11 protein-coding genes are annotated in these 12,370 nt (G+C 63.9%); 7 read left to right on the forward strand and 4 right to left on the reverse strand.

Annotation, left to right across the window (positions count from 1 at the left end; genetic code table 11):
- Positions 1–33 precede the first annotated feature (33 nt).
- The 5 genes from GL300_RS21430 to GL300_RS27180 all read left to right on the forward strand — a co-directional run bounded on the left by GL300_RS21430 (position 34) and on the right by GL300_RS27180 (position 5,204).
- Positions 34–1,686, forward strand: coding sequence for an SLC13 family permease (locus tag GL300_RS21430; RefSeq protein ID WP_155041728.1), 1,653 nt, complete (start codon positions 34–36; stop codon positions 1,684–1,686).
- 123 nt (positions 1,687–1,809) lie between these two features.
- Entirely contained in the window at positions 1,810–2,979 is a 1,170-nt protein-coding gene (locus GL300_RS21435) for a glycerate kinase family protein (protein ID WP_155041729.1), read from the forward strand.
- A gap of 103 nt (positions 2,980–3,082) precedes the next feature.
- On the forward strand, positions 3,083–3,820 hold the full coding sequence (locus GL300_RS21440; protein WP_155041730.1) for a calcium-binding protein: 738 nt from the start codon (positions 3,083–3,085) through the stop codon (positions 3,818–3,820).
- 34 nt (positions 3,821–3,854) lie between these two features.
- The gene (locus GL300_RS26450) at positions 3,855–4,892 is read left to right on the forward strand and encodes a carboxymuconolactone decarboxylase family protein (RefSeq protein WP_211595302.1); all 1,038 of its coding nucleotides are present in this window, start codon (positions 3,855–3,857) and stop codon (positions 4,890–4,892) included.
- Positions 4,893–5,072: 180 nt separating this feature from the next.
- A complete protein-coding gene (locus GL300_RS27180) occupies positions 5,073–5,204 on the forward strand; it encodes a hypothetical protein (protein WP_281353189.1) in 132 nt (43 codons plus the stop codon).
- Positions 5,205–5,412: 208 nt separating this feature from the next.
- Here GL300_RS27180 and GL300_RS21455 read toward each other — a convergent pair whose 3' ends face one another.
- Positions 5,413–6,729, reverse strand: coding sequence for an MFS transporter (locus GL300_RS21455; RefSeq protein WP_155041731.1), 1,317 nt, complete (start codon positions 6,727–6,729; stop codon positions 5,413–5,415).
- Between the two features lie 49 nt (positions 6,730–6,778).
- Entirely contained in the window at positions 6,779–7,798 is a 1,020-nt protein-coding gene (locus GL300_RS21460) for an Ldh family oxidoreductase (protein ID WP_246195309.1), read from the reverse strand.
- Positions 7,799–8,138: 340 nt separating this feature from the next.
- Here GL300_RS21460 and GL300_RS21465 point away from each other — a divergent pair, with 340 nt between their 5' ends.
- The gene (locus GL300_RS21465) at positions 8,139–8,756 is read left to right on the forward strand and encodes a helix-turn-helix domain-containing protein (RefSeq protein WP_170297765.1); all 618 of its coding nucleotides are present in this window, start codon (positions 8,139–8,141) and stop codon (positions 8,754–8,756) included.
- A 55-nt stretch (positions 8,757–8,811) separates the two neighbouring features.
- On the forward strand, positions 8,812–10,368 hold the full coding sequence (locus GL300_RS21470) for a D-aminopeptidase (RefSeq protein WP_155041734.1): 1,557 nt from the start codon (positions 8,812–8,814) through the stop codon (positions 10,366–10,368).
- Here GL300_RS21470 and GL300_RS21475 read toward each other — a convergent pair.
- Together GL300_RS21475 and GL300_RS21480 are read right to left on the reverse strand one after the other, a co-directional pair.
- Positions 10,353–10,649 (reverse strand): nuclear transport factor 2-like protein, encoded by a 297-nt coding sequence (locus GL300_RS21475; protein ID WP_155041735.1) that lies wholly within the window; start codon positions 10,647–10,649, stop codon positions 10,353–10,355. The genes GL300_RS21470 and GL300_RS21475 overlap by 16 nt on opposite strands.
- A gap of 134 nt (positions 10,650–10,783) precedes the next feature.
- Positions 10,784–12,358, reverse strand: coding sequence for a GMC family oxidoreductase (locus tag GL300_RS21480; protein ID WP_155041736.1), 1,575 nt, complete (start codon positions 12,356–12,358; stop codon positions 10,784–10,786).
- Positions 12,359–12,370: the final 12 nt, after the last annotated feature.

The raw sequence follows: 12,370 nt of genomic DNA on the forward strand, positions 1-12,370 counted from the left end.
TAACCCTGTGACGCACATGCACAGGAGAACGCCATGACCGCTCGCAGCCTATCGGCCCTTCCGATGCCCGACCCGCGCCATCTGATCGTGGCGGCGCTGGCGGCGGGAATCGCCCTGCTGTCGACGCTGCCGCAGGATCTGTCGCCGCAGGGGCAGATGGCGCTGGCCGTATCGGGGCTGGCGATCCTTGGCTGGGTCGGCACGCGCATCCCGGAATCGCTGGTCGCTTTGGCGGCAGTGCTGGCATTGGTGCTGGGCGGTGTGCTGACCGAGGCCCAGCTTTTCACCGCGCTTGGCAGTGAGCTGGTCTGGCTGCTGCTGTCATCCTTTGTCATCGCCGCCGTCGCCAAGGAGGCCGGCCTGACCCAGCGTCTGGTCGCGCCGCTGCTGGTGCGGGGGATGCGGGTGCTGCCGCTGTTTCTGGCGCTGACGCTGGCGATTGCGGCGACGGCATTTGTGCTGCCCTCGACCTCGGGACGGGCGGCGCTTTTGCTGCCGGTCTTTGCCGCCATCGCCGGGGCGCTGCCCGATCCCAGGCTGGTACGGGCGCTGGCGCTGCTGTTTCCGACGGTGATCCTGCTGTCGGCGGGGGCCTCGCTGATCGGTGCCGGGGCGCATCTGCTGGCGGCGCAGGCGATCCGGGGCGCAAGCGGCATCCGGCTGGGCTATCTGGACTGGGCGATGCTGGGCCTGCCGTTTTCCGCCTTGGCCAGCCTGATCGGGGCGCTGCTGATCCTGTGGCTGTTCGTTCCGCGCGCCGACTGGTGGAGACCGCTGCCCCGTATCGACTTGTCCGCTCCGTCGCCCGAGGCACGCCGCCGTCAGGCCCGGATCGGGCTGATCCTGACCCTGATCGTCGGATTGTGGCTAAGCGCCGGGCTGCACGGGATCGGCATGTCGCTGGTCGCGCTGATCGGCGCGCTGATCCTGCTGACCCCGCCCTTTACCGACAAGAAACCGAAAGAGATCTTTCGCGCCGTCGATACCGAGATGCTGCTTTACATGACCGCGACCGTGCTGATCGCCGAGGCGATGACGGCGACAGGCACCGATCACTGGCTGGCGGGTCAGGCGCTGGCTGTGCTGCCCCCTGCATGGTCGGGCAGCTTGCCGGTGGTGGTGGTGCTGATCTCGGTGACGGCGGTGCTGGCGCATCTGGCGATCACTTCGCGCTCGGCCCGCGCGGCAGTGCTGATCCCGGCCGTGGCGCTGCCGCTGGCGGCGTTGGGGCATGATCCGGCGTTGATGATCCTGATCGCAGTCATGGGCACGGGGTTTTGCCAAAGCATGATGGCCTCGGCCAAGCCGGTGGCGATCTTTGGCAATGCCGAAGGGGCCGGGTTCGACCAACGCGACCTGATGCGGCTGGCCCTGCCGCTGGCACCTGCGGTGACGGCGCTGCTGATCGCATTTGCGCTGCTGGTCTGGCCCGCGCAGCTTGCCGGGCTGCGCGGGGATGCACCGCGACCGCTGCCCGCCGCGACGCTGGTGGCCTCGGCCGTGGTCCTAACCCCTGCACCAGCCCCCTTGGTCGCAGCGACGCGCCCGGTCCCGCGCCCGAAACGGGAGGTCACCTCGGAAAATATGCGTCGGGCAGTGTCCGCTCGGCGCAGTACCTCACCAGATGCCCTGCATCCATTGAACCGGATGCTCAGGCCCGCCGGAATTCGCCTGACCATCAGATAACTTTCCTAGTGTTTTCAAAAGAAATGGCGGCTTCGGCCGCCTTTTTTCACTTTTTTCGCGCGGGTCGGGAATAGCGGCGCATCCCCGCGCGTAACCCCATCAGACAACCGGAAAGGATATGAGATGTCACTGACCGTTCTGATTGCGCCCTCGGGCTTCAAGGAATCGCTGTCGGTCAAGGATGTGGCCGAGGCCATCGCCCGTGGCGTGCGCCGCGCCGCCCCCCATGCGGTGATCCTGACCGCGCCGATGGTGGATGGCGGCGAGGGCACGACCGAGGCGCTGATCGCCGCGACCGGTGGCCGGATCGTCCCGGCAACCGTCACCGGCCCGGTGGGCAACGCAGTCCCCAGCTTCTGGGGGATCATGGGCGGCGACGGCCCCCGCACCGCAGTGATCGAGATGGCCGCCGCCGCGGGCCTGTCGCTGGTGCCCCGCGACCGCCGCGACCCGACCCTGACCACCAGCCGCGGCGTCGGAGAGCTGATCCTGCAAGCGCTGGATCACGGGGCCGAACGCATCCTGATCGGCTGCGGCGATAGCGGCATCAATGACGGCGGCGCGGGTATGGCGCGGGCGTTGGGTGCGCGGCTGCTGGACGAGCAGGGCGATGACCTGCCCGAAGGTGGCGGCGCGCTGGAGCGGTTGGCCCGGATCGATATGACGGGGCTGGACCCGCGGCTGGCGGGGGTGCAGATCGACGCGGCGGTGAACTGGCACAACATGCTGCTGGGCCCGCGCGGCGTCGCCCGTGTCTTTGGCCCGCAAAAGGGCGCGACGCCCGATCAGGTCGAGTGCCTTGATCGCGGCATGATCCGCTATGCCGAGGCGATCCTTGCCGCGACCGGCAAGGATGTCGGGCCGATGCCCGGCGCGGGGGCCTCGGGCGGATTGGGAGCGGGGCTGATCGCCTTTGCCGGGGCCGATTTGCATCCGCGCTTTCAGATCATGCTGGATTATCTGGATTTCGATCACCTGCTGGGCCGGGCCGATCTGGTCATCACCGCCGAGGGCGCGCTGGACGGACAAAGCCCCTTCGGCAAGGTCCCCTGCGAGGTCGCCCGTCGCGCCGCGGCGCTTGGCATCCCGACCGTCGCCCTGGCCGGAACCATCGGCAAGGGCGCGCGCCAGACCTATGAGCATGGGATCGGTGCCTATGCCTCGATCATGCGGCGGCCCTGTTCGTTGCAGAAGGCCATCGGCGGGGGCGCCAAACTGCTGCGCAATGCCGCCGAAAACACCATGCGGATGCTGCTGGTCGGTCAGCGACTGGCAGATCGCCACCGCGCCTGACGGCGCCTGAATTCCGCACCGGCCGAACCGGCAGCCGAATGCGGACCCGCGGTCAAAGTGCCGCCCTTCATGCCGGTCCATTCCAGACTGACGGAGAGCAACCATGGCCAATATCCGTGGCAATGACGATGACAACCGCCTGAACGGCACCAGCCTTGCCGACAAGATCCTTGGCATGTCCGGCGACGATACGATCCTGGGGCATGGTGGCAATGACACCATCGATGGTGGCGAAGGCAATGACCGCATCAATGCGGGCTCGGGCCACAACCGCGTCAACGGCGGCTCGGGCAATGACGTGATCGACGCCCTTGGCGGCAATGACGTGATCAATGCCGGCGAAGGCAACGATATCGTCCGCGCCGGAGGCGGAAATAATTCGATCACCCTCGGCTCGGGCAACGACCTGTCGATCAGCGGGTCGGGCCGCGATACGATCAGCGCAGGCGAGGGCAATGACACTGTCCGCGCCGGTGCCGGAAACGACGTCATCTATGGCGGCGAAGGCGACGACCGCATCTTTGGCGAAGCGGGTGCCGACCGCATCGTCGCGCATGAGGGCAATGACACCCTGAACGGGGGCTCCGGGAACGACACCATGACCGGCGGTGAGGGGGCGGATGTGTTCGTCTGGAATGGCGGGCGCGACCGCGTCACCGATTTCGACCGCGACGACGACACGATCGACCTGTCCTCCTATGCGCGCTTCGACAGCTGGTCGGATGTCCGCGGTGCGGCCAGCCAGGTCGGCGGCGACGTTGTCATCCGGTCAGGTACCGATCATCTGATCATCGAGGACACCCGCCTGAACCAGCTCAACGGTGACGACTTCGACTGGTAAGTGGCAAAGGGAAAGTGGGGATGGCCGACAGCATTTGTCGGCCATCCTTTTTTATTCCCGGCCGGCTAGGCGCATCTCCCGCCGCCATGCGACGCCGTTGCGGTTTGGTCATCTCAACGGCAAGGTACGCGCGGCCTGCCAGCCTGCCGCTTGGCCAACGACGGCAAAACGCGATAATAAAATCTGCGCATTTAGGCCGATGGAAACCCAACATCTCCAGATCTTCCTTGCCGTCGCGGCCGACGGCAGCGTCACCGAGGCGGCCGAGATTTTCGTGGCGTCTCAGCCATCGGTAATCTGGACCATCCCGAGTTCGGACTGGCCTTTGCTTCGGGGCGGGTGCAGCTTTCGGAGGAGGGCGGGGCCTTATGACGTGCTTCGCGGAACTCGCGGCGTGCGCCAAGACGATTGCGGTCGACAAGGGGCCTATCCTGCGGATTGCAACCACTCGGCCATCCGGACCGATTTGATCCCGGCGACACTGGCTAAATTTTCCCCCTCGGACCTACCGTTAGATATGCATATCGCGCAGTTCCTGTCCTCGATCATCGCGGGCCAGCTTTTGGGCATTGAGGCCGATGATCCGGTGATGCAGCTTGCTCAAGGGGCCGAGGGCCTTTCCGAACCGCTTGCGACCGTTGCGCGTCATGTGGATCTGGTGACGGTCACGCCCGAGCAGTACGAGGTCTTGGCGGTGATGCCCTCGGCCAAACGTGTGTCGGAACATCTGCTGATGCTGGCGCTTGAACCCGAAAACTGTCTGGCGCGCACCATCCTGCTCAACGCGATCATGTATCCCGAAGGCAGGCTGGACCGTGCCGACCTCGAACTAGGCGCGCTTGGCACCTCACTAGTCAATGGCTGTAAATATCGCGCCGCCGTTCATGCCCGCCGCCATTCCGATCTTTCAAAGGCGCCTTCGCGCTCAGCTCGCCCAGCACGACTGGTCGGATGCGCTGCGGTCCTGATTACGCTGGCGATGGCCGTGCCGGTTTTTGCTTGCTCGCGCCTTCTGGGCAGCACGTTCGCCCATTCCGATTCCAACAAGATCCCGTCCTGCGAGACCTGGTGATCGCCTGCAAGGTCGCGCTCAAGGGGTGCCGATGGTGGTGTTGTTCTTTCTGTTCTACTCGGATTGCCGAAAGCGCTTGAGTTCATGGCCTGTCTTATCTGCATTGACTTCAATGGCGATCTCACGCCGAACTGGGTGACGCTTCTGGTTTCGCTGTTGCGCTGAAGTGGGGAAGGGGCGTTGAATTCCTTCGACACCGGACAGGCGGACGCCGCCTATTCTCTGGCCTATGCCGTTCCGCAGTGGCGACGGTGCGTCCCGCCGCCGCAGGTGATCGTCGGGGCGATCCCGGATCTGGCGAATTCGATCTAGGCGATCAACATCTTTGCGCAGTCGCAACTAACGGCCGGCTTGAATTTCTACTGCCTCGTAGGCGTTCCTTGTCGCCGTGGCCATCTACATGGTGATCGCATCTCTTGCGACCCAGTGCGCAGACTGGGCGTTTGCGTCGTGGTGGCCGTCAAAATGCAAACGGCGCCCCGATGGTTCGGGGCGCCGTTCCTCTCGCGACTTGAATGCCTTACTCGGCCGCTTCGGCAAACTTCCCGCCGATATGGACGGTGCGTTTTCGGATGGCAAAGGCGCTGGCCAGCGAGATCACGGCAAGGAGCATGATGTAAATGGCAACCGGCTGCCACGTGTCGTAGCGGCCAATTAGCCAGGTCGCGATCAGGGGTGCGGTGCCGCCGGCAAGGGCCGCGCCGATCTGGTAGCCCAGCGTGATCCCGGTATAGCGCACCTTCGTCGCAAATATTTCCGAGCAAAGCGTGCCCAGAACGGCGGTGATCGGCGACCACATCAGACCAAAGATGATGACCGTCGCAAGCGAAAGCGAGGCCGTGCTGCCGCTGTTGACCATGTGAAAATAGGGGAAAGCGAACAGGCCCATCGAAAGCGTTCCCAGCACATAAAGCAGACGGCGGCCGATCAGATCGCCGACGAAGCCCATGATCGGGATCATCACCGAGGACACTGCCGCGCCCATCATGACCGCGGTCAGGATGCTTTCGCGGGCAAAGCCAAGGTTGGTCACCGCATAGCTGACGATGAAGGTGGTGAAGATATAGAAGGGCGCGGTCTCGACGACCTTCAGGCCCGCAGCGATCAGCACCTCGCGCCATTGCGTGGTCAGGGTCTCGGTCAGCGGCATGCGCGAGACCTTGCCGGTAGCCTTGGCTTCGCGGAATTCCGGGGTCTCGTCGATGCCGGAACGAATCCACAGGCCCAGGAAGACCAGCGTCGCGCTCAGCAGGAAGGGCAGACGCCAGCCCCAGGACAGGAAGCTTTCCTCGGGCAGCAGCACCAGAATGCTGGTGATCGACAGGGTTGCCAGAAGCATGCCGATCGGCGCGCCCATCTGCGGAACCGAGCCGAAGAAGCCCTTGCGGTTATCCGGGGCATATTCATAGGCCAGAAGCAGCGCGCCGCCCCATTCGCCGCCGATGCCCAGACCCTGAATGATGCGCAGACCGACCAGCAGGATCGGCGCCCAGATGCCGATCATGTCATAGGTCGGTAGCAGACCTATGCCGACCGTCGCCGTGCCCATCAGCGACAGCGTGATCACAAGCGTCTTCTTGCGGCCGATGCGGTCGCCGATATGGGCGAAGATCACGCCGCCAATCGGACGGATGAAGAAGGTCAGCGAGAAGGACAGATAGGACAGCAGCAAGGCCATCGTCGGGTCTTCGCTGGCGAAATACAGCTTGTTGAACACCAGCGCCGCCGCGGTGCCGTACAGGAAATAGTCAAACCATTCGATCGAGCTGCCGATCAGGCTGGCGATCAGCGCCTTGCGCCGATGGGCCGCGGTCGGGACATGTGTCGTCAATGCCATCTCCTCCTGAGGATGGGTGTGAATAGGCTGATCCGATGATCAGAATGTCTTAGGCCGTGACGGTTTGGGCCGGGGCCTTCAGCGCAAGGATGGCGTCCCATTGGGCCGCATCGACCGCGATGCCGTTTCGGGCAGCGGCTTCCCGCGCCGGATATCTTTCCTCGCTCGGCAGACGGACCGGGCCGCCGGAACGGATCTCTTGGATCAGGGCCTCGACGCGTTGTGCGAAGGGGGCAAGGTTGCCGGCGCCCGCCGTCGGGTCGATCACGATGAGGGTCTGGCCGGTGCGCGGGGTATGCGCGCCCGGATGTTCGCTCCAATCGACTTCGTAGGAATATTGCCCGCCGACAAGGGCGGCGCAGAGGATCTCGACCATCATGGCAAGGGCCGTGCCCTTATGCGCGCCAAAGGGCAGCAGCGCACCGCCGGACAGGATCGCATTGGGGTCCTGAGTAGGCGCGCCATTCGCATCCACGCCCGTGCCGGGGGGAAGCTGGCGGCCCTGCTTGGCCGCGACTTGCACGTCCCCATGCGCCATGGCCGAGGTGGCAAAGTCGAACAGGAACGGCCCGCCTTCGGCGCGGGGCGTCGCGAATGCGATCGGGTTGGTCCCGTAGACCGGCTTGGTCGATCCGGGATGAACCACGACCGCCATGGAATTGACCACCGAAAGGGCGATCAGGCCCTTTTCGGCATAGGATTCGACATCCAGATACAGCGCGCCCAGATGATGCGAATTGCGGATGGCAAGGGCGGCAATGCCGTTCTGGCGGGCCTTTTCCTCGACCAGCGCGCGGGCGGCGTCATGGGCGGGCAGGGTGAAGCCATTCCGGGCATCGACGCGGACGAAACCCGGCGCGACATCCTCGACAACGGGGATCGCGCGGCCATCGACCCAGCCCGAACGCAGGGTCGAGACATAGCCCTCCATGCGGAAAAGCCCGTGGCTTTTGCTGCCGTCGCGTTCCGCCGAGGCGCAGTTCGTGGCAAGCGTCTGCGCAACCTGCTCGGAGCAGCCATTCGCGCGCAGCACGTCGCCAAGGGTTGCGACCATGTCGTCGAATGACAAATGTCGTCCTGTCACGTCTTTTCTCCCGGTCATTCTTGACCGATTTTCTGCCGGCAAGATTGGTTGAATTTCGGTGGCCGATCAGGCCCGCGCTACCCGGATATTTCTTGTATCGGATAGGCATCATGTTTCCTATAGTGAACAGAAATCGCGCCACGCGTCAAACGAAAACTTGATATGTCTAGACTAAATAGGCCGGGCGCGCCCCTTGACCGGCATTCCCGCGATTGCCTCTCGGGCCGGGCGGGTGATAGGTTCGATGCGTCGCTCCTGGACCCGTATCCCCGTGACCGGGGTTCCCAGACAAACCGAGACAATGAACATCCAAGGGGCGCAAACCATGCCGACCGATGACGAAATTCGCCAGCGTATCAAAGGCTTCGGTCCGCGCATCAAGAGCTTGCGGCAGGACCGGAATCTGACGGTCCGTGACCTTGCGGCGCGTTGCGGGCTGGCCTCGTCGACGATTTCGAAGATCGAGAATGACCGCATGTCGCCGACCTATGACAGCATCGTCAGGCTGGCCGCGGGGCTGGAAATGGGGCCCGAGACGCTGATCGACGAGCGCGCCTCGCAAATGGGTGCGGGACGGCGCAGCGTCACCCGTGCGGGCGAAGGCATCCCGGTCCGGACCGAGCGCTACGATTACGAGCTGCTGTCAGCGGATATTTCAAGCAAGCATTTTTTTCCCATTGTTGCCACCATTCCTCCCGGCCCCGCGACCGACCAGATCCGCCACCGGGGCGAGGAATTCATCTATGTCCTGTCCGGCTCGGTGCAGCTTCTCACCGAGCTATATGCGCCACTGACCCTGAAAGTGGGCGACAGCTGCTATTTCGACAGCTCGATGGGCCATCGACTTGTCGCGGTTGGCGACGAAGCGGCCAAGATCCTGTGGGTGGCATCCGAACTTAGCGTCCAACTGGCAAACCAGACCGGACAGGACCTGCCAAAGTAGCGATCGGTCGCTTTCGCGGAGGCTCACAACCCATGCCCACCATCGGATCACGTAGATGAGCAATATCGATCTTTCCGCCCTCGAAGCCGCGTTGGCCGCCTTGCCCAAACGCTTTCCCGGTCCGGGGGGCGTCGCGGGCGTCGTCAAGGATGGCAAGGTTCTGGCCGCCCGAGCCTGGGGCTACGCCGATCTGGACAGCGCCCAATCGATGATGCGGGAAACGCGGCTGCCGATCTGCTCGATCTCGAAACAGTTCACCTGCGCTGTCCTGCTGGCCACGCAGAAGGACCCGTCGCGGCTGGATGCCCGTGTAGCCGAGTTCCTGCCCGACTTCACCGGCCCGCTGCCGACCGTTCAACATCTGTGCGACAACCAATCCGGCCTGCGCGACTACTGGGCGCTGACGGTGCTGCAGGGGGCCTTGGCCGAGCAGCAGTTCCGGCGCGAGGACGCGCTTCCCCTGATCGCGCGCATGAAGACCGGGCATTTCCTGCCCGGAACGCAATATTCCTATTGCAACTGCAATTACCGCATCCTTTCCGAGCTGATCGAAAGCGACACGGGCGAGACGCTTGAGGATCTTTACCGCCGCCTTATCTGGCAACCCGCGGGAATGAAAACCGCCGTCCTGACCTCGGATACCAGCCGTCCCGAGGATGGCGTCACCGGCTATGAGGGCAGCGACGCAACAGGATTTTTCCCGGCGCAGAATGCGATCCATTGGATCGGGGATGCCGGAATCTCGGCTTCGCTCAATGATATGCTGGCCTATGAGGCCTGGATCGACGCGACCCGCGAGGATGCGGGCAGCCCATACCGCCGCATCTCGGTTCCACCGCATTTCGCCGATGGCACTCCCGCGCGCTATGGATATGGGCTGGCCCATGTCTCGATCGCTGGTCATGCCCTGACTGGTCATGGCGGTGCGCTGCGAGGCTTCCGCGCCCAACGGCTGCATGCCCACGACGCCCGATTGTCCGTGGTCGTGATCTTCAACCACGAAGGCAGCACCTTTGACGCCGCCTCCAGCCTGATCCGGGCCGCGCTGGGAGAGACGGAACCGGCACCGGTTCTGCTTCCGGATGGTTGGGACGGGCAGTGGATTGGCCCGAACGGATTGCTGACCCGGATCGAATCCGGCCGGCATTCGGCGGTGCTGCATCACGCGACCGGGGCCGAGAAGGTGAAGCCCTTGCCCGAAGGTACGCTTGCCGCATCGACGGTGACGCTGACCCGGAATGGCGACGCCGTGACTATGCATCGCCCCGGCGACAACTCGACAGCCCTGCTGACGCCCCTTGCCGAGATCCAATCGGCCGATGCCACCGAGATCGCTGGGAGCTATCACTCGGCCGAGTTGGGCGCGTCACTGGAAATTGCGGCCCAAGACGGTGCGGCCTATGTGCGTTTCAGTGGCATGCTGGGTGTAGGCCGGATGGAGCGGATGGAACCGGCAGGGCAGGACGTCTGGCAGATCGCCACGCGCCGCTCGATGGATGCGCCCGCTCCGGGGAATTGGACGGTCATGGTGCTTCGCGAGGGGGAAGGCAAGATCGCGGGACTGCGCCTTGGCTGCTGGCTGGCCCGTGAGATCGATTACGTCCGGCAGTAAGGCGTCGGCGATCCCTCCATGGCGCAGAGCAAGGGCGTGCCGGAAAACTTCAGGTCTTGTCCGGCTTTCGACCCGTTCGGCGGATCGGTCGCCACCCGGGTGCTGTCGGCGATTTCCGCCATCTCGGCGAAGACCGTCTTGTTCGAGGCTGCTGTTGTTTCGGTGCCCGCTGGAATGTTGCGGAAGGTCACCTCCTCGGCAAGACAGGCAAGCATGCCTTCAACGTCTTTCGGCTTGTAGGCCGAGATATGGTCCTGAATGACTGCTGGAAGCGGATGCACGCTCGTCCCTCTGAAATGCGGCGGTAATGGCTGCCAGCCGACAAATCGGGTGACAAGGATATTTGCAGACGGCGACCGGCCTTAGGGAAAACTGCCGACCGCGCCACGCAGCAGGGCGGTCGGCAGTTCCTTGGTCAGACGTTCCCAGCCGCCATTTCCCGCGCGATGTGATCCGCCTGCCTGATCGCAAGGGCGACGATGGTCAGGGTCGGGTTTTCTGCCGCGCCGGTCGTGAACTGGCTGCCATCGCTGATGAACAGGTTCGCCACATCGTGGGATTGCCCGTTCTTGTTGACGACTCCGTCTTCGGGTTTTTCCGACATGCGGTTCGTGCCCAGATTATGCGTCGAGGGATAGGGCGGCGTCGGCATGGTGCGCGTGGCGCCCACCTCGCGATAGATCGCCTGTCCGACCTTGTAGGCGTGATTGCGCATGGCAATGTCGTTGGGATGATCGCTGAAATTCACGTTCGCCACCTTCAGGCCGAAGCTGTCTTCGGTATCGGAAAGCGTGACGCGGTTGTCGGCCTGCGGCATGTCCTCGCCCACGATCCACATGCCGGCCATGTTTTCGTAACTGTCGAGCGCGGTGGTGAATTCGCGCCCCCAAGCACCGGGATCAAGAAAGGCCGCCATGAAGGGCAGGCCAAGGCTCAGCGTTTCCAGCTCATAGCCGCCGACAAAGCCGCGCGCGGGATCGTGGCGCGCCTCATCGCGGATAATGCCCGCCATGGTCGTGCCGCGCCACATGCGCACCGGCTTTTCAAAGACGCCATAAACCGAGCCCGTGGTGTGGCGCATATAGTTGCGTCCGACCTGCCCCGAACGATTGGCCAGCCCGTCGGGGAACATCGTGCTGTGTGAGTTCAGCAGCAAGCGCGGGCTTTCGAAACTATTGCCCGCGACACAGACAAGGCGGGCCTTCTGCATCTGCAGATTGCCGTCCTTGTCGAAATATTCGACGCCGGTCACCTTGCCCGCGTCGTCATGCAGGATGCGCGCGGCATGGGCATGGTCGCGAACCTCCAGATTGCCGGTCGCCTCGCCGCGCGGGATGTCGGTATAGGCGGCGGACCATTTCGCACCCCATTTGCAGCCCTGAAAGCAGAAGCCGGTCTGCTGGCAGGACATGCGCTCGTCATAGTCGACGCTGTTGATGGCCATGTTGCCGGTATGGACTTCCTTGTAGCCGAGCGCCTTGGCCCCCTTTTCAAAGACCTTGTAATTGCTGTTGCCCGGCAGGCGCGGACGGCCACCCACGCCGGTCACACCCAGCTTTGCCTCGGCCTTGTCATACCAAGGCTGCATTTCTGCGCCGTCGATCGGCCAGTCCAGCAGGTTTGCGCCCTCGACCACGCCGTAATTGGTCTTGGCCTTCCACTCATGGTCCTGAAAGCGCAGCGATGCCCCCGCCCAATGGATCGACGTGCCGCCCACGGCCTTCACAATCCATGCCGGAAGCCCCGAGAAATCCTTGGCCACCCGCCAGTCGCCCGAGGTGGTGCGCGGGTCTGTCCAAGCCAACTGGCCAAAGCTTTCCCATTCGTCATTGACGTAATCCTCGGGCAGGTAGCGGCCCCCGGCTTCCAGAACCACGACCTTGACGCCCTTCTGCGCCAACTCGTTCGCCAGAACCCCGCCGCCCGAACCCGAGCCGACGATGACGGTGACGCTGCTGTCGCTTAGTTCGAATTTGGCTGCTTGTGCCATGATTTATCCCCT

This window comes from Paracoccus litorisediminis, from assembly GCF_009711205.1.
Taxonomy (GTDB): domain Bacteria; phylum Pseudomonadota; class Alphaproteobacteria; order Rhodobacterales; family Rhodobacteraceae; genus Paracoccus; species Paracoccus litorisediminis.